This is a genomic window from Achromobacter sp. Root83 (genome assembly GCF_001428845.1).
Lineage (GTDB): Bacteria > Pseudomonadota > Gammaproteobacteria > Burkholderiales > Burkholderiaceae_B > Achromobacter.
On record NZ_LMIU01000022.1, the window covers coordinates 35,636 to 57,147 of the forward strand.

Sequence of the window (21,512 nt, forward strand, 5' to 3'; positions counted from 1 at the left end):
ACGCGTATCGCGGCGCGAAGGTACTGCTAGTAAAGACCGTCCGATGACAGACGGCGCGAGCACCCGCCGGGAGGCGGGAATTGCGGAATTGTAGGGCTGTTTTTCTTACAGTCCTACGGGAAATCCCCAGAAGGCCGCCAGGCCGTTGTCCTGACGCCAAAAGCGGGGGCCGGCGTGCTCGAGCGCGTGGGAGGGCGGCGTCGGCCCGGCTGGCGTCTTCAGGACGCCGGGGCGGCGGCAACCTGTCGTCGGCGAGGCAGCGCCTGCCTAACGGATGGTCTGGGCTTCGCCGGTCTGCAAGGCGGCCGTGAACAGTTCGAAGTAGGCGGGGATGGCCTCGGCGGCCCCGTAGCGGATGCGCCGTTCGACCTTGGCGATGGCGCCAAAACAGACTTCCGCCCCCGGCTGGCCGCAGACCAGGACCACGGGGTCCTCGTCGTCGCAGACTTCGTACAAGCCGCCGTGCGCGCGGCGCCCGACCTCGTAAAGGTAGGCGGCTGCGCCGACGGTTTGCATGGGGGTCAGAGGCAGCGACCCGAGATGGGCGGCCTCCAGCGCGTCATCCAGCGCATGGATGCTGGACGGCGAGTAGTCCAGCACGGCGCCGGTGGACCCGGCGGCCTGCACAAAATCTTGCGCGGCATCCGCCACACGCGTCACGAATTCTTCCTGCACTTCGTCGCGCGTAGCGTCCTGGTTTATCTTGAGGAAACCAAACATCGTGGGCTCCTTTGTGAAAACCGCAAGCGGCGTTAGCCCCATTATAGGCAAGCCACCCGCCTATACTGCCCAAACTCTCCCAACCGTTCCCAATTCCCAACAGTCAAATGACCTCTGTTCTTGTCCGACGTTTGATCGCATCCGACGCTGCCTCCCTGCGGCAGCTACGTCTGGACGCCCTGGTTGAAACGCCGGAATCGTTCGGATCGAGTTACGAAGAGGAACACACGCTGACATTGGAGGACATCCACGCATGGATCTCGCCCGCCAATGATGGCGCCATGTTTGGCGCCTTCGCCGATGGCGTCCTTGCCGGCATGGTGGGCGTCGGCCGCCAGCGCATGCTGAAGATGCGTCACAAGGCGCATATCTGGAGCATGTACGTGGCGCCGGCCCAGCGTGGCCGCGGGCTGGCACGGCTGCTGATGCAGGCGGCGATCGCGCACGCGCGGACCATGCGCGGCATCCGTCAGGTGCAATTGAGCGTCACCGCCAACAATGCGCCGGCGGCGGCCCTGTACGCGAGCCTGGGCTTTGACGTGTATGGAAACGAGCCCGAAGCGCTGTGCGTGAACGGCAAGCTTTACGACGAAGCGCTGATGAGCCTGCCGCTGGCCGGCGAATAGCCGCCCCGGCGCGGCGTCAGGCGGCGCCTGCCCGCCGGCGCACGCCGTACGCGCACACCTGGTTGCGGCCGCCGTCCTTGGCCTTGTATAGCGCCTGGTCGGCCGCCTTGATCACAGCGTCCGGCGCGCGCAGCGCATCGCCGCGTTCCGCCACGCCGATGCTGACCGTCACCCGCAGCGGCCTCGACCCGCGGCTGCCGCGGCTATTGCGGCGGCGCTGGCCGATCTGATCCGCCTTCGGACGGGCGGGTTTGTCGCGCAACCGCATCTGGTAGGCCTCGATGGCGCGCCGGACCGTTTCCAGGTGCGGCATGGCCTCCGCCGCGGTCTTACCCGGGAACACCAGCGTGAACTCCTCGCCACCGTAGCGGTAGGCATGGCCGCCGCCCGGCACGCGCCGCAACTGCGACGCCACCATGCGCAGCACCTGATCGCCTACATCGTGGCCATGGGTATCGTTGAAGGCCTTGAAGTGGTCCACGTCGGCCATCGCAAGCGTATAGACGCGCCCCATGCGCTGCAGCCGCTCGTTCAGGGCGCGCCGGCCCGGCAGGCCGGTGAGCTCGTCGCGGAACGCCATGTGGAACCCTTCGTGCGCCAGCGAGATGCACAGCGCCGTCAGCGATGCGGCGGACATCAGCGCCAGTTCGATGGGATGGCTCGCGGCGCGCGGCAAGGCCCACGCCATGCACACGAAGCCGAGCCATTGCCCCGCTTGCTGCGGACGCCCATAGCGCAGCAGCAGCAGGGTCAGCGTCAGGCCGGTGGCCAGCAGGGCGACCAGCGCCTCGACCGGCACGCCCAGCCGCGCCAGCATGCCTTGCAGCGCAAGCGTGCCGAACAGATCCCCCAGGCCGTCCTTGCCGGCCAGCGCGATCACCGCCACGCCGGCGGCCATCAGGCCGATGCGGGCCGCCATGTCCATCAACATGCTGGAACGTTCCGACCACAGGGCATTGATCGTGTAGACGAGTGACCACCAGGCCAGCAAGGGGCCCATCGCCCACGGCGCCTGCCGCGCGAGGGTGGGCCAGGCCGCCGTGACCGCCAGCACGCACAGCATCAGCGCCATCGTCTGCGAACGCTGGTACATGAGGCAGATCGCCGCGCCGATCAAGGCCATCACCCACGGCACGAACGGCACGATCAGGGTCAGCGCGGGCGGCCATTCCCGCCAGAACAGAAGTCCCACCGCGGCGGCCACTGGCAACGCGGGATAGAACAGTAGGGGCAGCCAGGGAATATGGGGGTAACGCACGGATCGGGCCTTGCTCACGCTTGCAGAGATGACGTCGCCAAATCGGCAAACACATGTACTCTTTTTACGGACGCATGATGGGGTTCTTTAGCGCAAGCCGCGTAACAGCGGGCGCCGCGTCCGTGCTATGTTTTCCCGCTCCACTCGCAAAACGCCCCTTATGAAATTCCTGATCAATATCGATGTGCCCGATCTTGAACACGCCATCGGCTTCTATCAGCGAGCCTTCGGCCTGACCCTGGGGCGCCGATTGGGTCCGGCCGCCGCGGAAATGCTGGGCGCCGACGCGCCCATCTATCTGCTGGAAAAGGCCGCGGGCACGCCGGCCGCCGGCGCCACGCGCCAGCCGCGCGACTACGCACGGCACTGGACGCCCGTGCATCTGGACGTGGTGGTCGACGACGTCGACCGCGCGGTCGCCCAGGCGGTGGCCGCGGGCGCGCATCTGGAGGACCCGGCCGCCACGCATGCCTGGGGCCGCATCGCACACCTCAGCGACCCCTATGGCCACGGCATCTGCATCGTGCAGTTCCTGGGGCAAGGCTACGACGCGCTGGCGTTGAACGAACCCGCCGCGCCCAGGGCGCTGCGCTTCCCGTCGGCGGCCGACGCCGATTTCGAAGCGTTGCTGGCGCTGCGTATCGACGCCATGCGCGAAAGCCTGGAGCGGCTGGGCCGCTTCGATCCGGCGCGCGCGCGTTCGCGCCTGCGCGACACGTTCCGGCCGGAATGCACCTGGTTCATCGAGCAGGACGGCCACCGCGTCGGCTTCTATGCCGTGCGCCCCGACGGCGACGGCCTGCGCCTGGACCACCTGTATGTGCAACCCGCCAGCCAGGGGCAAGGCGTGGGCGGCCAGGTCATGCGGATGATTCTGGAAGACGCCGACAGCCGCGGGCTGCCGGTGGCCGTGGGCGCGTTGCGCGACAGCGATTCGAATCGCTTCTACCGCCGGCATGGGTTCGTCCAGACCGGCGCCAGCGAATGGGACATCGACTACCTGCGGCCGGCCCCGGCGCCCAGGCGCTGAAGGCTCAGGTGCGGGGCAGCGTGACGCCGCGCTGGCCCTGATACTTGCCGCCACGGTCGCGGTAAGAGGTTTCGCAGACCTCGTCGCTTTCCAGGAACAGCATCTGCGCGCAGCCTTCGCCTGCGTAGATCTTGGCGGGCAGCGGCGTGGTGTTCGAGAATTCCAGCGTGACGTGGCCTTCCCATTCGGGTTCCAGCGGCGTGACGTTGACGATGATGCCGCAGCGGGCATAGGTGCTCTTGCCCAGGCAAACCGTCAGGACGCTGCGGGGAATCCGGAAGTACTCCACCGTGCGCGCCAGCGCGAACGAGTTGGGGGGGATGATGCAGACACCGCCCTTGAAGTCCACGAACGAGCCTTCGTCGAAATTCTTGGGATCGACGATGGTGGAGTTGATGTTCGTGAAGATCTTGAATTCATCGGCGCAGCGCACGTCGTAGCCGTAGCTGCTGGTGCCGTAGCTGACGATGCGCCCGCCATTGGCCGTACGGACCTGCCCCGGTTCAAAGGGTTCGATCATGCCGGCTTCGGCCTGGCGGCGGATCCAGCGGTCGCTTTTGATGCTCATGGTGGGATGGGTGCTAGGGGATGGAACGGGCCTCATTTTATCCCGACCGCGCCCGGCCTGCCGGCGGGCGGGCGGGACAGCCTGGTCCCGCCCCTGCCGGCGCGCCGGATCAGTTGCCGAAGAGGCTTCGGTAGACCAGGGAGATTCCGTTGACCGACCCGCCCTTCAAATCCAGGGACAGGCCGCGCGCCAGGCGGTAGCTGGCCCGCCCGACCGTGTCGCTGCCCGACAGCGCCTGCTCGACGCTGAGCGTGATGCCATTGGCGAAATTCTTGCTGGCCACCAGGAACTGCGTCGAAAGGTCGCTGCCGATGTCCCGGTTCACGTTGCCGGCAACCGTGCGGTCAGGCAGGATGCTGCCGGAACTGCCCATGTTGCCGGTGCGCACGGCGACGTCGTCCAGCCCGAATTGCTTGAAGAACGGCTGCCCGCCTCCCAGCAGGGCGGTGCCTATCGACACCAGCAAAGCGGCGTCGCCCCCGCTTTCGTCGGGGCCGCGCCCCAGCAGCAGCCAGGAAAGCTTTTCGACGTCGCTGACTTCGGGGTGGGACACCAGGTCGATGCGCGGCCGCTGCGCCGTGCCCACCACCCTGACGCCCGCCTCGACCAGTTCGCCGGTGCGCAGCGCCTCGATGTCCAGGATCGGGTTGTCCAGGCGGCCCTGGAACGTCAGCGTGCCCCGGTTCAACCGCAGCCGCTGGCCATAGGCCTCGATGCCCCCGCCGCGCGTGCGCAACTGGCCCCAGCCCGTCAGGCGCCCATCGTTGAGCCGGATCTGGATGGAACCCAGCAGGCCCGCGTCCAGTCCCATGCCGGTGATGTAGAAACGCGGCCCCATGTCGAACTTGAGGTCCATGCTGGTCTGCAGCGGCGTCGAGACCGCCGAGGGGTCCTCGCCCGCCCGGATCACCCTGACGTCGTCGTCCAGCGAAGGCACGCCCTGCAGGATCTCCAGGCTGAACCAGCCCGCGTCGGCGCTCAGATTGCCGACGATCTCCAGGCGCGGCATGGCAGCCCTGACATCGACAGTGCCGGACACCATGGCGTAGCGGTCGGAGCGCTGCAAGGCAGGGAAGCGGAAGAGCGTGAGCCGCACGGCGCCGCCGCCATCCATGAAATTCCAGTCGCCCTTGGCTTCGGCGTATCCCCCCTTCGCCCCGGGATTGCTCGTGATCCATTCCTTGGTGCGCCATTCCGCCGGCATGACCCGCAGCGACGCCGGGAACCGCAGGCTGTCCAGCACCAGCCTTTCGCCGTCCAGCCGCGCGGAAAGCGTGCCGTCGATCAGACGCACGCCATCATCGATCCGCACGATCCGCAATTTTTCGCCCCGGATATTGCCGGTGGCGGTCCACTTGCCGGCCAGGGTGCCCTGGGCCTCCAGGTTGGCCCGGAGCGTCCCCCCGATCTCCATCGAGTCGCCCACGAACAGGCCCATCCAGGCCAGGTCGGCGATGTCGGCGTTGAGCCTGACGCGCAGCGGCTGGCGGGGATCCAGCGCCATGCCGCCCTGGGCATCCACCACCAGCACACCCGTGCCGGTGCCGCTGATCGAGCCCATCTTGTCGGTGGACAGATCCACCGTGGCGTCCAGCCGGCTGGCGTTGGGGGAGGTGGGCGTGGCGGTCAGGCCCAGCACCAGCGACTTCACGCCCAGCGGGATGGGCGGATCGCCTGGAATCAACAGGTCGCCCGAGCGGCGCGCGATGCGGGCCCTGCCGGCCAGGCGGCCGTCGAACTTCAGATCCCACAGCGCATCCAGCGCAATGCGGCGCTGGCCGTCCGGCACCATCGCGTTCACGCGTCCGGACTTGCGGCCCAGCTTGGCGGCGGCGTCGGGATCGACCGCGGCGATCAACTGGCGCGCGATGGGCGCGCTGATGACCAGATTGTCGACCTGTCCGGCAGTTTCCCAACGCTTGCCGCCCCCGCGCGAGCCCCCATGCGCCAGGGTCAGGCGCTCCTTGCCCGGCAGGGTCAGGCTCACCGAGGTCTGGCCGACCTGCCATTGCCATTGCGGCGCCACGGCGGACGGCAGGAAGGTCAGCGCGACCGGGCGGTCCGCGGACACGGAAAAACCCGCGGTGTTCGCGGTGAACCGGGAGAACGTGCCGCGCCAGCCCACCAGCACCGCGTCGGGCTGGCCGGCGGATCCCCTGCCCCAGCCTCCCGCAAAAACAAGATTGGCCTGCGCCCGAGACTGGCCGATGATCCCCGGACGCGGGCTGGCAGGGGTGTAGCTGGCGGAGATCTCGCCGCGATGGGCGGCCACGGCGCCGTCGAGCCGGGCCTTTACCTCCGCGCCGCCCGGCAGGTCGGGCCAGAAGGCATCCAGTTGAGGCGCCTGGGCATCCAGCGTCAGCGCGCCATCCGCCGCGCCCAGTTCGCCCGTCGCCCGGACACGGTTACGCCCCAGCCTCAGGTCCACATCCAGGCCCTGGATTCGCAGCCCGGCCAGAAAGGCCAGCGCCGGATCCGGCGCGCCATCCGCGGCCGCCGTGGCGGCCGACGTAGCCGCCGACGGAGCTGGCGTAGGGGCCGGCGTAGGGGCCGGCGTAGGCGCCGCCACGTCAACCTGCGCCTTCAACGTGCCGCTCAGGGGCTGCCTGTTCCAGCGGCTGCCCTCTTCGAAGCGGAGGTCGAACGCCGCGCGCCGCAATTGACTCAGGTTCTCGATCTCGGCCTGCACGTCGGCGCGCAGAGTCAGCAGCGCGGGGGGGATGGCGTTGCCCGCCCAGGGCGCCAGGTCCAGGCGCTGGGCATCGAGCGACCCGACTATCCTGTCGCGCCCTGGGGCATCCCCAGCCTGCAGGTCGAATTGCGCCGCCAGCGTCGATTTGTCGGGTAACTGCGCGCGCGCCCGGGCGCTGCGCAGCACCAGGGGCGTGCGGGGCGCCAGATCGGCAACCACATCCAGCACCAGGTTGGAGCCCGAGCCGTCCAGCTTGGCCTGAATTCCATCCAGGGATCCCGCGGCATCCGCGCGCAACGCGACCAGGCACGCGGGCGCCGGGGGCCCCATCGGGGCGGTCGGCGCCGTCGGGGTGGCCGAGGCGGCCGGCGGATTCTGCGCGGATTTGCCCTTGCCGCCCGCGGCGGCATCGGTGCGCCCCTTGGCGGCCCCGCGCGCGGCTTCGTCGGCCTTGGGCCTGGCCGGCGCGGCGGCCGGTCCGAACACGCCGCTCAGCCGGTCGGCCTGGCACAGCGGCGACTCGGGCCCCGAGCCTCGGGCCGCCACGTCCAGGCGCGCGGTAAAGGGCCAGGGATCGGCCATGCCCTGCAGCTCGGCCTGGCCGCTCACGTCGGCCTCGCCCATTTCGTGGCCCACGCGCAGGCTGGCGATCCGCAACTGCGCGCCCTTCTGCCCGGCCGCGAAGGTGGCGTTCAAGTCTTTCAGCGTCACGGGCAGCGGCTGGCCGTCCTGAATGAGCTGGAATTCCCCCAATGCCATGCGGTCCACCGCGATGTCCACGGGCAGGGCCGGCAGGGTAAAGGGTTCCTCGCCGTCTTCGGCGGGCGGCGTCTCGGGCGACGAAGCGATGGCCACGCGGACCGATCCCGCCGAGACATTGCGCACATGCAGCAACCGGTTTCCCAGCGCGCGCCAGTGCACCACCAGATTCAGATCGGTGATGCCGACGCGCGTACCGCCCGTTTCCAGGTCCAGCTTGCCCACCGTCACGCCCCGCAGGATGGAGCCGTTCACGTCCAACGCCTGCCCGTTCAATTGCTGGGCCGCGGTGGTCAGCAGCAGGCGCGTGCCGTTCTGCGACGCCACCAGCCAGAACACAAACCCGGCCGCCAGCACGGCAAGCATGGCCAGCCCAGGCAGCCACCACACCAGCACATGGCGCAGGAATTTACGCACGACCTTCAAAACGCGATCCCCAGCGAGAAATGCAGGCGCAGGTCACGTTCGCGCTGGCCATAGGCCAGGTCCAGGAACAGCGGACCCGCCGGGGTGCGCACGCGAGCGCCGACCCCATAGCCCACCGCCATCGACATGTCGCCGAACGACTCGGCGGCATCGCCCGCGTCGATGAAAACGCCCATGCCCCAGCGCTCATCGAAATAATGGTCGTATTCGATGCTGCCAACCAGCAGCGTGGGCGCGCCCACGACCGCGTTGTCGCGGTTGACGCCGATGCTCTGGTAGCGGTAGCCCCGGATCGAACGCGCGCCGCCGGTACGGAAGCCGAAATCGTCCGGCACCTGCACATCGCCGTTGGACCAGACGCGGCCGACCTCGCCGCGTATCGTCAGCACGTCCAGCTTGCCGATCGGCCACCACTTCTGGCCGCGCAGCCTCAAGCGTGTGTAGGGCTCGCCCGTATCCAGCGTGACGCCTACCCCGCCGCCCAACGAGATCAGGTTGCCTTCGCGCGGGTCGTATTTGTTGTCGACGTCGCGCCGCAGCCATTCGGCGGTGGCCGTCAGCGTGGGCAGCGTGAAGCTGTCGCCGCCGTCAATCTTGACGTGATCCTGCGCCAGCAGCATGCCCCAGCGCGTTTCGTATTCGACCCGGCTGTCGCCCGCGCCCTTGCGCTCTTGCGTGCGGGTGGCGCCCAGCGCGTAGCGGGTCACTTCCAGCCCCTGGATGTCGGAGCGGTCCGCCAGCACCCCGATGGAATCACGGTAGCCGCGCTCGGTCGGCGGCAAGAGAATGTCCATGAAGACGCGCTGGCGCAGGCGGTCTACCCCGAAGCCAGTTTCCATCGTGACGGGCTGGCCAAAAACCACGTTCTGGCGATACAGGGATTCGACGCGCACCCCAGCCTCGTCGTCGACGCCGATGGACGCGGAGAAGCGCTTGGGCGGCGCTTCGACCACGCGCACCTGCACCGGCAGGGTCACCTCGCCATCGGAATCGAACTGGGGCGGCGGTGGCGGCATGGCTCCCGACACCGTCGGATCACCGGCGGGCGCGGCGGCCGCGATGTCGGCGGAGCCCGGCGCGCGCGCGCGGTCCGATACCGGGTCCGTGGGCTGCTGGGTGTCTCCCGGTTCCTGGAGCGACACAAACGCGCCCCGGAAGAAAGCGGTGGACTGCAGGTCCTGCTGCCACTGGTCCAGGCGGTTCTGGTCGAAGGCCGCGCCCACGTTGTAGCGGACATAGCGGTCGATCAGCGTCTCCGGCACCCGCTTGAGGCCTTGCGTGTTCAATTCGCCCATGCGGACCTGCGGTCCGCTATCGATCGAGACGTGCAGGTGGGCGGTGGCGTTGTCGGCATCGATGTCCGCCCGGGAAGAGGTCATGCGCGCCAAGAGGAAATCGCGCGTGGACACGTCGTCCAGCAGCGTCGCCTTGGCCCTGTTCCAGTCGCTGTTGATGAAAGGCTGGCCCTTCCGGAGCCGCCAGTCGTCGCGCAGCTTCTGCACGCGCTGCGCGTACTCGGGACGGGTGATCCGTCCGGCGAACTCCAGATTCACGGACTCGACGGTCGTGCGCTTGCCGGGCACGATGGCGATGTCCCAGGTTTCGCCGCCGATATCGCTGCCGGCCTCCAGCGTCACCTTGGGCGAAAAATAGCCCTGGGTGGCCAGGGCAGCCAGCGTCGCATCGCGCGCGCGCCGGCGCAGGCGGTTGATTTCACCGCCGTCCTGGTCCTCGGCCAGCCGCGCAATCGCGTCGACTGCCTGGGTGATGGCCTGCAGCGCGGCCGGGGGCACGCCGCCCGGGTCCACAATGACCTCAGGGCGCTTGGCCAACGCCTCGCCCGCCATCACGCACAGTCCTGCCAAGAAGGCGCGGGCAGCCCACCGCATATGCTTCAGGTCGGTTGCTGCACGACGATGGAGGGGAATTTCCCGGCCATGTCGCGGGGAAGCGCCGCTACGCCCGCCGCCAGTTTTCTTGCGATGGAACGATACAGCGACGCTGCTTCGCTGCCGGCGTCCGACACGACGGTCGGCGTGCCGGCATCCGTCTGCTCGCGGATCGCGAGCGTCAGCGGCAGGCTGCCGAGCCAGGGCGTTTGGTATTGCTCGGCCATGCGCTGGCCGCCGCCTTCGCCAAAGATGTGCTCGGCGTGCCCGCATTGCGAGCAGATATGGATGGCCATGTTCTCGACCACGCCCAGGATCGGCACATCCACCTTCTGGAACATGCGCAGGCCCTTGCGCGCATCCAGCAGCGCAACGTCCTGCGGCGTGGTGACGATGACCGCGCCCACCACCGGCACCTTCTGCGCCAGGGTCAGGGCCACATCGCCCGTGCCGGGCGGCATGTCGACGATCAGATAATCCAGGTCGCGCCAGTTGGTCTGGCGCAGCAGTTGCTCGAGCGCCTGCGTGACCATCGGGCCGCGCCAGATGGCGGGGGAATCGGCGTCGATCAGAAAACCGATGGAGTTGGCCTGAAGGCCGTGGCCGGTGAGCGGCTCCATGCTTTTGTTGTCCAGGCTCTCGGGGCGGCCCGAGATGCCCAGCATCGTCGGCACGCTGGGGCCATAGATATCCGCGTCCAGCAGGCCAACCTTGGCGCCTTCGGCCGCCAGGGCCAGGGCCAGATTCACGGCGGTGGTGCTCTTGCCCACGCCGCCCTTGCCGGAAGCCACCGCGATAATGTTGCGCACGTTGGGCAGCGGCTTCAGGCCCTTCTGCACCGCATGGGCGGCCACCTTCCAGTTGACGGTCACGTGGGCGTCTGGCGCGCCCGCCCGGGCCAGCGCGGACGCGGCGAGATCGCGGATCTGCCCACGGACGCCGTCGGCCGGATAGCCTAGTTCCAGCGTCAGCGTGACACGGCCGCCGTCCAACTGGATGTCACGATCTTTTACAGAAATACCCAAATCCAAACCAGTATTCGGGTCTTGCACGGCGCGCAATGCGGCGCGAATGTGTTCTATCGTTATACTCATATCACTATGGTTCCGTAGGCAGCGCGGCTTCTGCGGGCCGCCATCCCCTAAAGGATAGCGGATACACGGGAACCTTTCGCTGCGTTTTGCATCCGACATTCATGACCAACACTCTTATCCGCTTCTTTCGTGCCGTCCTATTCGCCGCCCTGGCCTTGATCGGCATGGCGATGGCGCTGGTGTTCATGCTTTCCACGGCACTCGCCGTGGCGATCCTGTACGTGGTCGCCAAAGTGCGCGGCAAGCCTTTCGGCGTTCGCGCCTATTGGAGCCAGCGCCAAGGCGTGCGCCCGGGACCGTTCCAGCCCGCCACCGCCCCGTTCGCCACGCAGCCTCGCGGCGACGTGATCGACGTCGAGGCCCGCGAAATCCGCTGACGGCGCTTTTCCCCCGCGCCTGGCGCCCTCCGGCGCGCGAGCGGGGCTTGGTGCGCCGGGCGGACCCGGCTGTTCTTCCGTACCCGCACCTGCTTCCCTTTCACCAACCCGCCTGACTCGCCTTGCCGCGATGGGCGGGTTGCGTGCTTTCCGGGAGGCTCGGGGCAAGTCCCCGCGCTTGCCCTAAAATGGCCGGCCAAATCCCTTTTCCCCTCAACCTCTGTCGACAACCATGTCTCGCACCCTTTTTGTCACCACAGCGCTGCCCTACGCCAACGGATCCTTCCACATCGGCCACATCATGGAGTACATCCAGGCCGATATCTGGGTTCGTTCGATGCGAATGGCGGGCCACACGGTGCATTTCGTGGGTGCGGATGACGCGCACGGCGCGCCGATCATGCTGAAGGCCGAAAAGGAAGGCATCACGCCCCAAGCGCTGGTGGCCCGCTACGCGGCCGAACGGCCGCAGTACCTGAACGGTTTTCACATCCGCTTCGACCACTGGCATTCCACCGACTCGGCCGAGAACGTCGCCCTGTCGCACGACATCTACCGCGCCCTGAAGGCCCAGGATCTGATCGAAACGCGCTCCATCGAGCAGTTCTACGATCCGGTCAAGGGCATGTTCCTGGCCGACCGCTACATCAAGGGCGAATGCCCCAAGTGCCACGCCAAGGATCAGTACGGCGATTCCTGCGAAGTCTGCGGCGCGGTCTACGCGCCGACCGAGCTGATCAACCCGTATTCGGCACTGACCGGCGCCACGCCCATCCTGAAGTCGTCCGACCATTTCTTCTTCAAGCTTTCCGACCCGCGCTGCGTGGAATTCCTGCAGCAATGGACCACCGGCTCGAACAAGAACGGCGGCAAGCACCTGCAACCCGAAATGCTCGCCAAGACGCGCGAATGGCTGGGCGCGGAAGACGGCGAAGCCAAGCTGGGCGACTGGGACATTTCCCGCGATGCGCCTTATTTCGGCATCGAGATCCCGGACGCGCCGGGCAAGTACTTCTACGTGTGGCTGGATGCGCCGGTGGGCTATCTGGCGTCCTTGAAGTCGTACTGCGAGGTCAAGGGCCTGGACTTCGACGCCCTGCTCGACCCGAACGGCGATACGGAACAGGTGCACTTCATCGGCAAGGACATCGTGTACTTCCACGCGCTGTTCTGGCCCGCGATGCTGAAGTTCGCCGGCCGCAAGACCCCGGACGCCGTGAACGTGCACGGGTTCATCACGGTCAGCGGTGAAAAGATGTCCAAGAGCCGCGGCACCGGCATCTCGCCGCTGCGCTACCTGGATATCGGCATGAACGCCGAATGGATGCGCTACTACATCGCCGCCAAACTGAACGCCCGGGTCGAAGACATGGACTTCAACCCCGAAGACTTCATCGCGCGCGTCAACAGCGATCTGGTCGGCAAGTACGTCAACATCGCCAGCCGCGCCGCCAGCTTCATCACCAAGCACTTCGACGGCGTCCTGGGCTACTCGGGCGACACCGCCGCGCTGGCCGCGGAATACGCCCAGCAGGCCGAATCCATCCGCGCTGCGTTCGAAGCCCGCGAGTACAACCGCGCCATCCGCGAAATCATGGCCTACGCCGACGGCATCAACCAGGCATTCGACACGGCTCAGCCCTGGGTGCTGGCCAAGGGCCTCGCCACCGCGGACGATGCGCAAAAAGCCGCGCTGCAGGACATCTGCTCGCGTTCGCTGGCAGGCTTCAAGGCCCTGTCCGTGATGCTGGCGCCCGTACTGCCGGCACTGGCCGAGCGCGTGGCGCTGGAACTCTTCGGCGCCCAGGCGCCCTTCACCTGGGCAGACGCCTCGGTGCTGCCGCAGCGCGTCGCGCCGTTCAAACACCTGATGCAGCGCGTCGAGCCGCAAATGCTGGAAGACCTGTTCGAACCGCCCGCCGCGCCCGTCGTGGTGCCCGGCGGCGAGCCCCTGGCCGAGACCATCTCCATCGACGACTTCGCGCGTGTCGATCTGCGCATCGCGCAGATCGTCAATTGCGAGCACGTTGAAGGCTCGACCAAGCTGCTGCGCCTGACGCTGGACGTGGGCGAAGGCCGGCACCGCAACGTGTTTTCGGGCATCAAGTCGGCCTACAAGCCGGAAGACCTGGTCGGCAAGCTGACCGTCATGGTCGCCAACCTGGCCCCGCGCAAGATGAAGTTCGGCGTATCCGAAGGCATGGTGCTGGCCGCCAGCCATGCGGACGAAGCCGAGGATGCCGGCATCTACGTGCTGGAACCGTTCCCCGGCGCCAAGCCCGGCATGCGCGTGCGCTGAGCGGTTCGCCCCGCGCATGAAAAGAGCCCGCCATCGGCGGGCTCTTTTTCGTTCAGAGCGGCAGGCTAGACGCTGCTGGGCGCCAGCGCCGGATCCAGCGAGATCCGTTCGTCGAACACGAAGCACTTGCCTTCGTAGCCCGGCCCGCCCGTGTCCTCGAAGTACTTGAGGATGCCGCCGTCGAGCTGATAGACGTTCTGGATCCCGGCTTCGTTCATATAGATGGCGGCCTTCTCGCAGCGGATACCGCCCGTGCAGAAGCTGACGACCGTTTTGCCCTCGAGTTCGGCGCGGTTTGCCTGCACCGCGGCGGGAAACTGCGTGAAGCGGTCAATGCGCCAGTCGATGGCGTTCTTGAAGGTGCCCTCGTCCACTTCGAACGCATTGCGCGTATCCAGCATGACCACGGGCCTGCCGGTGTCATCCGCGCCCTGCTCCAGCCAGCGCGCCAGCGTATGCGCGTCCACGCCGGGCGCGCGCCCCGCGGCGGGGCGTATCGCCGGATGATCCATGCGGATGATCTCGCGCTTGATCTTGACCAGCAGCTTGCGGAACGGCACGCCGCCGCTATGGCTGAACTTCACTTCGAGGTCGGCGAAGCGCGCATCGGCGCGCAGCCCCTGCAGGAAGGCGTCTATGCTCGCGGCCGGCCCGGCCAGAAACAGGTTGATGCCCTCTTCGGCCAGCAGGATGGTGCCCTTGAGCGCGGCTGCGCTGGCCTGGGCAAACAACTGGACGCGCAACTCGGGAAGGGAATCCAGCGGGACGAACTTGTAGGCGGCGATATTGACGGCGGAAGTCATGGCAAAGCAATAAAAGCAGGCGGCGAAGCCCGTAATAGTAATCGCTGGGCGGGTGGCCCCCCCCCGGCCGCGCTCAGCGGCTGACGATCTCCTGCTCGATCACGGCGTCCAGCACCCACTGTATGGAGGAGGCGCCGGCCGGTGGATTCGGGTTCTTGACTTCGACCACGCGCAGCCGGTAGCGGATGCCGGGCTGGAAATTGAAGCCGGTGATTTCCCCGTACCAGACCTGCCAGGGCTGCGAGGCGCTGTCCCGCACCTGATAGCACATCGCGTGGCCGGCGCCGGCGTTGCACGGCACGCGATCCGAATTGACGTAGACCAGCTTGGTGGGCCCGATCTGGCCGCCGGCCACGGGATCGGCGCGGCGGCCGAAATCCAGCGTGTCGCCCGTGGCGAGCACCCATGTCATGCGTTGCGGACTATTGGTGTTGTCCAGGGAACTGGCGGTGATGCGCGTGAGGCCGGCCAGGAAGTCCTGCTCCAGTTTCATGGCGGGCGGCGCGCACGCCATCATCGTGGACACGGGGTGCGACCGCACGATCAGCAGGCCGTTGGCAACGGTGTAGGGCGCGTTGTACTGGTTGCAGCCGGAAAACCCCAACATCAGGGGCGAGCCCTGCTGATGGATGAAACTGACCGTGATGGGACGTGAATTCGACGAAGGATGGGGCACGGGCCGCAGGCCACCGCCAGGCAGCGTCCAGCGGGCCAGATCCCAGCTCGTCTGCACCAGCATGTCCGAAGCCGATGCGGGCTGGAACCGCGGATCCTGGCCGTCCGCGGCACGCATGGGCGGCGACGAGCAGGCGGCCAGGCCCACCGACAGCAGGCACGGCGCCAGCCTGCGCAAGAAAGCGAAAAGGGGCATGCAGGTCTCCATGAACTATCCGCGGCGCGGGCGTGGAATCACGGCGTCGGCGGATCCTGGCGGCGCTCGAATTCCAGCACGTCGCCGCCGCGCAGATTGAATGTCAGGTGCCGCGGGGCGCCCCCGCTGTCCAGGGTGAATGTGTCGATGGAGGCCAAGGCCCGCAGGTAGTCGGCTTCCAGCTTGGCGCGCTCGGGCGGCACGCAGGCCATGCGCGTCGTGGCGGGTGCGTCGATGAACAGTTTGCCGCTTTGGAGCTTGTACGTGCCCATGTACCGGTTGCAGCCGGAAAAGCCATTGACGCGGTATTGCTTGCCTTGCGCCAGGAATGTCAGCCGTATGGGCTCGCCGTTATCGCCGTGGGGGATGTCCCGCAGCGCGCCTGCGGCTTGCGTCCATCGCACTAGCTCCCAACTGGTCTGAGCCAGCGAATCCGCGCTGGTGGCGGCGTTGGCGGCGGCGGCGCCTTCGGGGCGGGCGCCCCCGATGGAACCGGCGCAACCCGCCAGCGCCACGGTCAAGAGACTCAGGCAGAGCAGCCGGCAACGCGGGGGCAGTAGGGTAAGCATGAGGCGCGACTCCGAAAAAAAATCAGACCCCTAGACTGTAACCGGCATCGGGCCGACGGGCGATTCCATCCGCCCTACAGCCGTATCCAAAAGCAGCACGAAAACTCGCGCGCACTAGCTCCGATGGCGCGGCCTGCTGCATCGAATGCCGCATGGCGGCCCCTTGCGGCGACGAGCAGAATCAACGGCAGAAGGTAGTTCCGGCCAAGCAGGGAATAAAGGGAAAGAGGACCGGGACAGCCCAGTACCGCAAGCGCAGGTGTCCGGCCCATGGGGCCAAAAAATAATATCAACCGGGGAGACACGGCGATGGGATTCTTGAGAACTCTACTGGCGTTATCGGTGGTGCTGGACCACCTGGGCGGGGGCTACGCCGATCAACTGGTGGGCGGCCGGCTGGCGGTACAGCTCTTCTATGTGATTTCCGGCTTCCTTATTTCCTATGTGCTGACAGCGACCGATCATTATCAGGGCGCGGTGGGCAAGTTCTACGCAAACCGCTTCCTGCGCCTGTTCCCGATCTACCTGGCCATCGCCGCCATGACGCTGATGGCCCACGTGGTGAGCGGCGGCTCTTTCTTCCGCATCTACGACGCCCTGCCCTTCAGTGCCGAGATCTTCCTGGTGTTCTCCAATATCTTCATTTTTGGACAGGACTGGCTGATGTTCTTCGGCATCCAGAATGCCCAACTGGCATTCACCGGCAGCTTCGCGCGCAGCGAAGTGCCGCTGTACCAGGGGTTGCTGGTGCCCCAGGCCTGGACGCTGGGCGTGGAGATGAGCTTTTATCTGGTGGCGCCCTTCGTGCTGGGTTCGCCGCGCCGCCTGCTGGCCCTGCTGGCGGCCTCTCTGGCGCTGCGCGGCGTGCTCATCGCGACCGGCATCGGCCTGTCGGACCCGTGGACCTACCGCTTCTTTCCCACGGAACTGGCGCTGTTCCTGATCGGATCGCTGTCGCATCAGGTTTTGCTGCCGCGCATGAAGGCCTGGACCCAGCGCGTGAAGCGCTTGCCGGAACTGGGCACGGCCGCCTTGTTCGCCTACAGCCTGATGCATTTCTCGATCGGGATAAATCCCACGGTGCGCGATGGCCTTGCCGTCATTCTGTTTGCCGCGCTGCTGCCGCTGGCGTTCCTGTTCCAGTCCCGGCACAAGCTCGACAAGGCGATCGGGGAACTGAGCTATCCGATCTATATCTGCCACATGCTGGTGATCATGGCGTTCAGCTGGCTGCTTCACGACGTCCAGGAGCACCAGCCCCTGCTGTTCGCGGCGCTGGTGATCGCGGGCTGCATCGGATTCTCGGCGCTGCTCAATGGATTGATCGCGGACCCCGTGGAACGCCTGCGTAGCCGCCTGCGCACGGATACGGGCAGCGGCGCGGCGCCCGCGGCCGATGCGCGCCGGCGCCCGCAGACGCCGGCCCAGCCGATGGGGACTATTCGCCGCGTGCCTTGATATAGGCGGCCAGCACCAGTTCTATCTGCCGCTTTTCCTGCAAGCTGAGCCGGGCATAGGTGGCATAGGACACGGTTTCGAAGGGCCACGCGGGCGGGACGGAGGGGTCGCCGATGGTGCCGATGGCGCCGCCTTCGCCTGCATTCAGCATCGGCCCTTCGCCGGTGCTGAGCCACATCGGATTCACGCGCAACGCGCGCGTCAATTTGATGAGGGCGTCGCTCGAGGGCTGCTGGCGCTGCCCGCTTTCGTAGTTGCCGATGGCGCTTTGCGACAGGTTGCTTGCGACGGCCAAGTCCTTTTGAGTCCATCCCTGAAGCATTCTTGCGTTGCGCAGACGATGGCTAAACGTGTCCAATCGATCGACCCGAGACATTAATATGAATTTATTTATTTGATTAAAACATCTCAATACAGCGGCCAAATAAACGGATTACGCACCAATTGCCGGGCTAATCCGTAAATCGCGGCAGTGTCCGCTTGGACCGGCTTACGTTAAGGGCACAATATGCCACCGCGCAGGACGCAGCCGATTAAAGATCATATCTATCATCGACTTGCGCACACCCCGCCTTGCCTGGAGCGTGCGCGCCGGCCACCGAGCCGGAGCGCCGGACCGGAAAAACCCGACAGAGTTTATGGTCATTCGCCGCGCAATAAGAATAAATAATGTATCGGCAATACATAATAATTTGCGGGCGCAAAGCCAAAAACAAACGCTGTTTCAATGCCTTCAAGGCGCTTTGCCGCCCGCGCGCTGTTACCATCCGAAACTACAGAAACGTATCTTCACAAAAAAACACGCCCGTGTTTAAATGAAACACGGGCGTGACTTCCCTGCGGAACAGCCTGAACAATGGCCGGCAACGGCCCGGCCATGGCAGGCGCCACGGCCCATTTCCGGCGCCGCGCCCTGTCGCGCCGCCTCATTGGAAGCATCAATGAACAACACGCTGGATGTCATATTTCTGGGCGATAACGATGCCAGGCATGCCAGACTGGTGGAGGCGCTCTCCCACCTGGGATTCAATGTCCGCCGCTGCCACGACCTTGCCGATGTCTACGACAGGTATTCCCGCCGGCCCAGCCCCCTGGTGGTGCTGGAAGCGCCCCTGACCGATGTCCACAACGCCGCCGTGCGGCTGCGCGCCATGGACCGCGGACTGGGGATCGTCGCCATCGCGGGCTTCGCCGACTCGGAAAGCCGGATCCGCACATTGCTCTGCGGCGCGGACGCCTGTCTGCCCCCGGACGTCACGGGACTGGAACTCGCGGCGGTACTTCAGGCGCTGGTGCGGCGCGCGGTAGGCCTGGACGCCATGGATGCGGCATCCGACGCCCACGCAGGGGAAGAACCCGCCCGGGAAGGCTGGCGGCTGGCCAACAAGGGCTGGACCCTGATCAGCCCCCGTGGCCGGACCTTGGGCCTGACCACCGGAGAACGCGACTTCCTGTCCCGCCTGGTCCGGGCGCCCGACCGCAAGGTCAGCCGGGACGCGTTCATTGCCGATGGCGCCGACGATACCGACAGCGGCCTCACGCGGCGCCGCTTCGTGGACGTCATGATCAGCCGCCTGCGCCGCAAGGCCACCGCCAACCAGATGACCCTGCCGATACGCGCCGTGCACGGCTGGGGCTATATGTTCGCAGCCGACATCACGCTGGATCTGGACTATCGGGTATCGGGGAAAGACAGCCGCCCGGCTGGCCAGGAGGACTGGCGCCGTGAAACGGCGGACGCGAGCGCGTCTGTGTAGGGTGCGGCCCAAACCGGGCCTGTGCCTCGCGCGCGCAACGGCGCGAGGAGAAAAAAACGCGGCGCTGCCCTCGAAAGGTAAGACGCCGCGCTAAAACAACACGTGAGCCCGGAGTCATCGGCCGGCACCGATGCCTTCTACCTGGATCACGCGATTCCAACATTCGTGCCTCATACTACTCACGCACGGTCCGGCCGTGGACTTGCCCCGGGTCTCTAGTCCCTGCGCAAGCTGCAACGTGATCAACGCCTGGCAATGCGCCCGCCGGGAATACTGGCGGGCTTATCGCCGATATCAGCGGCGTTCCTTCCGGATAGCCGCCTGATGAGGCGAGTTTAGGACTTCGGACGAATTTCCAGTAATTCTTTGTTGATGGTCTTCCATACTTATTTGATATAGGAAGAGCGTGCGCCCCATGCCATTACAACCGCCCTCCCTCAGGCACCGGCTCCGCAAGGTTCTGGCGCTGTTCCCGCCCAATTGGTGCCTGGCCATCCTGGTGGCGCTGGACGGCTACGCCTTCATGCACCCGGTGCTGCGCGAAGTGCGCGCGCGCGAGTATTCATTCTGGCTCGCGCTGGACAACTGGCATGAAATCATGCGCGTGGTCGGCCTGCTGGAGATCCCGCGCCTGGTGCTCGGCGTCGGCTTGCAAGTGATCGCGCTGGGCCTGATCCTGAAGGCCCGCATCGCGTGGGCGTTCTCGCTGGTGCTGCTGATCGGTATCGGCACGTTCGCCATCCTGGGCGACGGCGGCCGGGCCGGGCTGGGCATCTATACGTTGATTCTCGTGATCGCGCTGATCGCGTACTGGCGGCGCTTCGACCGCGCCAGCGTGACCGCCGGCTCGCTGTTCGCGCTGGTCAGCGTGCTGTCGCTGCTGATCTACGCTATCTTCGGCACGCTTTACCTGGGCAACGAATTCAACCCACCCATCCTGGATGCCGGCACGGCGCTTTATTTTTCCATCGTCTCCATGTCCACGGTGGGCTACGGCGACATCACGCCGCACACCGGCACGGCGCGGCTGTTCACGGCGTCGATTATCATCCTTGGCATTACCGTCTTCGCCACGTCCGTCAGCGCGATCGCCGGGCCGGTGATCGGCGGCAACCTGAAACGGCTGGTCAAAGGCAGGTTTTCCTCCGCCATGAGAAAGAACCACATCATCATCGCCGGCGCGACGCCCCTGGCCCTGAGCGTCTATCAAGGCCTGCGCCGCCGCAACGAAGAGGTCACCGTCATCGTCCCGCCAGGCATGGCGCAGGAGTATCCGGTGGCGGCCGACCTGATCGAAGGCGATCCCTCCAGCGTCGAAGTCCTGCACACCGCGGGCGTGGCGCGCGCGCGCTACGTGCTGGCGCTGCGCGACGACGACGCCGAAAACGCGTTCATCGTGCTGGCCGCCAAGGAAGCCACCGGGGACAACGGCGTCAAGACCGTGGCGCTGGTCAATACCAGCAAGCACCTGGAGAAGATCCGCCGCGTGCAGCCAGATCTGGTTTTCTCGGTGCAGCTCCTGGGAGCCGAGTTGCTGACGCGCGCCATCAACGGCGAACCCATGGACAGCCAGGCCATCACCGATCTGTTCTTCGCCAACGCCGCACCCGCGGCCAAGGCTTCCTGAGCGCCGCTCGGCGTCAGGAAGCGCTGCGGGCGCGCCTGCCCGCCGCCGGCCGTCGCGGACTCGTGCCCGGGGCTTGACGCTCGGGATCGAGCAGCTCGCGGATCAGCGCCACGTGCGCGCGGCGCCGCTCCGGCAGCGGGACGCGCTCATCCGGCCCGAGCAGCGCGGCCATGACGATCGTGTGGACGACAGGGGACAGCAGCAGCCAGGGATGATCCATCGCCACGCCGGCGCGGCACAGGCCGCGCAGGTGCGCGCGCGCCAACAACCGTCCCAGGTCCGCCTGGTGCGCGGCGGCCGTTTCATGGCGCCAGCGCGCCGCCAGATGCGGCACGCGTCCGCTCTCGGCCAGCAGCAGACGCATGGTGCTGACCATGGCCGGATTGGCCAGGCTGATATACAGGTGGTCCGCAATGCGCTCGGCGAGCTGCCGCGGCGTGGCGGCCCCATCCACGATGCCTTCGACGTCGAGCCGGGACGGGCTCAGGTGGCGCGCAAGCAGTGCTTCGAAGACCGCTTCCTTGCTGGAGAAGTGGGCGTACACCCCGCCTTTGGACAGACCTGCGCGCAGGGCAATGTCTTCCATCCTGGCGCCCGCGTAACCCGCTTGGGAAAACTCCTGCAACGCGGCGTCGAGGATCTGCCCGACTCGCACGGCCGGAGGAAGACGACTTCGCTGCCTGTCCATC

Annotated in this window: 18 protein-coding genes; 7 read left to right on the forward strand and 11 right to left on the reverse strand. The window is 66.7% G+C overall.

Features of this window, described 5'->3' with window-relative positions; genetic code table 11:
* Positions 1 to 267 precede the first annotated feature (267 nt).
* Entirely contained in the window at positions 268 to 720 is a 453-nt protein-coding gene (locus tag ASE30_RS16005) for a hypothetical protein (RefSeq protein ID WP_057285278.1), read from the reverse strand.
* Between the two features lie 107 nt (positions 721 to 827).
* Here ASE30_RS16005 and ASE30_RS16010 point away from each other — a divergent pair, with 107 nt between their 5' ends.
* Entirely contained in the window at positions 828 to 1,346 is a 519-nt protein-coding gene (locus ASE30_RS16010; protein ID WP_057285279.1) for a GNAT family N-acetyltransferase, read from the forward strand.
* A gap of 16 nt (positions 1,347 to 1,362) precedes the next feature.
* Here ASE30_RS16010 and ASE30_RS16015 read toward each other — a convergent pair whose 3' ends face one another.
* Positions 1,363 to 2,604 (reverse strand): diguanylate cyclase, encoded by a 1,242-nt coding sequence (locus tag ASE30_RS16015; protein WP_057285898.1) that lies wholly within the window; start codon positions 2,602 to 2,604, stop codon positions 1,363 to 1,365.
* Positions 2,605 to 2,764: 160 nt separating this feature from the next.
* Between ASE30_RS16015 and ASE30_RS16020 the strand changes: the two genes are divergently transcribed.
* The gene (locus ASE30_RS16020; protein WP_057285280.1) at positions 2,765 to 3,634 is read left to right on the forward strand and encodes a GNAT family N-acetyltransferase; all 870 of its coding nucleotides are present in this window, start codon (positions 2,765 to 2,767) and stop codon (positions 3,632 to 3,634) included.
* A gap of 4 nt (positions 3,635 to 3,638) precedes the next feature.
* Here ASE30_RS16020 and dcd read toward each other — a convergent pair whose 3' ends face one another.
* The 4 genes from dcd to apbC all read right to left on the reverse strand — a co-directional run bounded on the left by dcd (position 3,639) and on the right by apbC (position 11,062).
* Positions 3,639 to 4,202 (reverse strand): dCTP deaminase, encoded by a 564-nt coding sequence (gene dcd / locus ASE30_RS16025; protein WP_057285281.1) that lies wholly within the window; start codon positions 4,200 to 4,202, stop codon positions 3,639 to 3,641.
* A 109-nt stretch (positions 4,203 to 4,311) separates the two neighbouring features.
* Complete coding sequence (locus ASE30_RS16030; RefSeq protein WP_057285899.1) at positions 4,312 to 8,019, reverse strand: translocation/assembly module TamB domain-containing protein; 3,708 nt, start codon at positions 8,017 to 8,019, stop codon at positions 4,312 to 4,314.
* Between the two features lie 56 nt (positions 8,020 to 8,075).
* The gene (locus ASE30_RS16035; RefSeq protein WP_057285282.1) at positions 8,076 to 9,968 is read right to left on the reverse strand and encodes an autotransporter assembly complex family protein; all 1,893 of its coding nucleotides are present in this window, start codon (positions 9,966 to 9,968) and stop codon (positions 8,076 to 8,078) included.
* 5 nt (positions 9,969 to 9,973) lie between these two features.
* Positions 9,974 to 11,062: an iron-sulfur cluster carrier protein ApbC gene (apbC, locus tag ASE30_RS16040; protein WP_057285283.1), complete on the reverse strand. Its 1,089-nt coding sequence runs from the start codon at positions 11,060 to 11,062 to the stop codon at positions 9,974 to 9,976.
* A 101-nt stretch (positions 11,063 to 11,163) separates the two neighbouring features.
* On the opposite strand from apbC, the gene ASE30_RS16045 reads away from it, so the two are divergent.
* The gene (locus ASE30_RS16045) at positions 11,164 to 11,439 is read left to right on the forward strand and encodes a hypothetical protein (protein ID WP_057285900.1); all 276 of its coding nucleotides are present in this window, start codon (positions 11,164 to 11,166) and stop codon (positions 11,437 to 11,439) included.
* A 232-nt stretch (positions 11,440 to 11,671) separates the two neighbouring features.
* Positions 11,672 to 13,738: a methionine--tRNA ligase gene (metG, locus tag ASE30_RS16050; RefSeq protein ID WP_057285284.1), complete on the forward strand. Its 2,067-nt coding sequence runs from the start codon at positions 11,672 to 11,674 to the stop codon at positions 13,736 to 13,738.
* A 65-nt stretch (positions 13,739 to 13,803) separates the two neighbouring features.
* Here the strand turns inward: metG and ASE30_RS16055 are convergent, their stop codons facing one another.
* The 3 genes from ASE30_RS16055 to ASE30_RS16065 form a co-directional block, all read right to left on the reverse strand.
* Entirely contained in the window at positions 13,804 to 14,541 is a 738-nt protein-coding gene (locus ASE30_RS16055; protein ID WP_057285285.1) for a sulfurtransferase, read from the reverse strand.
* A 73-nt stretch (positions 14,542 to 14,614) separates the two neighbouring features.
* Entirely contained in the window at positions 14,615 to 15,412 is a 798-nt protein-coding gene (locus ASE30_RS16060; protein WP_057285286.1) for an META and DUF4377 domain-containing protein, read from the reverse strand.
* A 38-nt stretch (positions 15,413 to 15,450) separates the two neighbouring features.
* Positions 15,451 to 15,981 (reverse strand): META domain-containing protein, encoded by a 531-nt coding sequence (locus tag ASE30_RS16065; protein ID WP_057285287.1) that lies wholly within the window; start codon positions 15,979 to 15,981, stop codon positions 15,451 to 15,453.
* A gap of 309 nt (positions 15,982 to 16,290) precedes the next feature.
* On the opposite strand from ASE30_RS16065, the gene ASE30_RS16070 reads away from it, so the two are divergent.
* Positions 16,291 to 17,439, forward strand: coding sequence for an acyltransferase (locus tag ASE30_RS16070; protein WP_057285288.1), 1,149 nt, complete (start codon positions 16,291 to 16,293; stop codon positions 17,437 to 17,439).
* On the opposite strand, the gene ASE30_RS16075 is transcribed toward ASE30_RS16070, so the two are convergent.
* A complete protein-coding gene (locus ASE30_RS16075; protein ID WP_082601600.1) occupies positions 17,420 to 17,815 on the reverse strand; it encodes a helix-turn-helix domain-containing protein in 396 nt (131 codons plus the stop codon). The two genes, ASE30_RS16070 and ASE30_RS16075, sit on opposite strands and share 20 nt — an antisense overlap.
* Positions 17,816 to 18,380: 565 nt before the next feature.
* On the opposite strand from ASE30_RS16075, the gene ASE30_RS16080 reads away from it, so the two are divergent.
* Together ASE30_RS16080 and kch are read left to right on the forward strand one after the other, a co-directional pair.
* Positions 18,381 to 19,196, forward strand: coding sequence for a response regulator transcription factor (locus ASE30_RS16080; RefSeq protein WP_057285290.1), 816 nt, complete (start codon positions 18,381 to 18,383; stop codon positions 19,194 to 19,196).
* Between the two features lie 415 nt (positions 19,197 to 19,611).
* A complete protein-coding gene (kch, locus tag ASE30_RS16085; protein WP_057285291.1) occupies positions 19,612 to 20,823 on the forward strand; it encodes a voltage-gated potassium channel protein in 1,212 nt (403 codons plus the stop codon).
* 13 nt (positions 20,824 to 20,836) lie between these two features.
* On the opposite strand, the gene ASE30_RS16090 is transcribed toward kch, so the two are convergent.
* Positions 20,837 to 21,511 (reverse strand): TetR/AcrR family transcriptional regulator, encoded by a 675-nt coding sequence (locus tag ASE30_RS16090; RefSeq protein WP_057285292.1) that lies wholly within the window; start codon positions 21,509 to 21,511, stop codon positions 20,837 to 20,839.
* Between the last annotated feature and the right edge of the window lies 1 nt (position 21,512).

Excerpts from the sequence above, each read along its gene's own strand:
- ASE30_RS16005 (WP_057285278.1), bottom strand. The coding sequence starts at position 720 with ATGTTTGGTTTCCTCAAGATAAACCAGGACGCTACGCGCGACGAAGTG.
- ASE30_RS16010 (WP_057285279.1), top strand. The coding sequence starts at position 828 with ATGACCTCTGTTCTTGTCCGACGTTTGATCGCATCCGACGCTGCCTCC.
- ASE30_RS16020 (WP_057285280.1), top strand. The coding sequence starts at position 2,765 with ATGAAATTCCTGATCAATATCGATGTGCCCGATCTTGAACACGCCATC.
- dcd (WP_057285281.1), bottom strand. The coding sequence starts at position 4,202 with ATGAGCATCAAAAGCGACCGCTGGATCCGCCGCCAGGCCGAAGCCGGC.
- ASE30_RS16030 (WP_057285899.1), bottom strand. The coding sequence starts at position 8,019 with ATGCTTGCCGTGCTGGCGGCCGGGTTTGTGTTCTGGCTGGTGGCGTCG.
- ASE30_RS16035 (WP_057285282.1), bottom strand. The coding sequence starts at position 9,968 with ATGCGGTGGGCTGCCCGCGCCTTCTTGGCAGGACTGTGCGTGATGGCG.
- apbC (WP_057285283.1), bottom strand. The coding sequence starts at position 11,062 with ATGAGTATAACGATAGAACACATTCGCGCCGCATTGCGCGCCGTGCAA.
- ASE30_RS16045 (WP_057285900.1), top strand. The coding sequence starts at position 11,164 with ATGACCAACACTCTTATCCGCTTCTTTCGTGCCGTCCTATTCGCCGCC.
- metG (WP_057285284.1), top strand. The coding sequence starts at position 11,672 with ATGTCTCGCACCCTTTTTGTCACCACAGCGCTGCCCTACGCCAACGGA.
- ASE30_RS16055 (WP_057285285.1), bottom strand. The coding sequence starts at position 14,541 with ATGACTTCCGCCGTCAATATCGCCGCCTACAAGTTCGTCCCGCTGGAT.
- ASE30_RS16060 (WP_057285286.1), bottom strand. The coding sequence starts at position 15,412 with ATGCCCCTTTTCGCTTTCTTGCGCAGGCTGGCGCCGTGCCTGCTGTCG.
- ASE30_RS16065 (WP_057285287.1), bottom strand. The coding sequence starts at position 15,981 with ATGCTTACCCTACTGCCCCCGCGTTGCCGGCTGCTCTGCCTGAGTCTC.
- ASE30_RS16070 (WP_057285288.1), top strand. The coding sequence starts at position 16,291 with ATGGGATTCTTGAGAACTCTACTGGCGTTATCGGTGGTGCTGGACCAC.
- ASE30_RS16075 (WP_082601600.1), bottom strand. The coding sequence starts at position 17,815 with ATGTCTCGGGTCGATCGATTGGACACGTTTAGCCATCGTCTGCGCAAC.
- ASE30_RS16080 (WP_057285290.1), top strand. The coding sequence starts at position 18,381 with ATGAACAACACGCTGGATGTCATATTTCTGGGCGATAACGATGCCAGG.
- kch (WP_057285291.1), top strand. The coding sequence starts at position 19,612 with ATGCCATTACAACCGCCCTCCCTCAGGCACCGGCTCCGCAAGGTTCTG.
- ASE30_RS16090 (WP_057285292.1), bottom strand. The coding sequence starts at position 21,511 with ATGGACAGGCAGCGAAGTCGTCTTCCTCCGGCCGTGCGAGTCGGGCAG.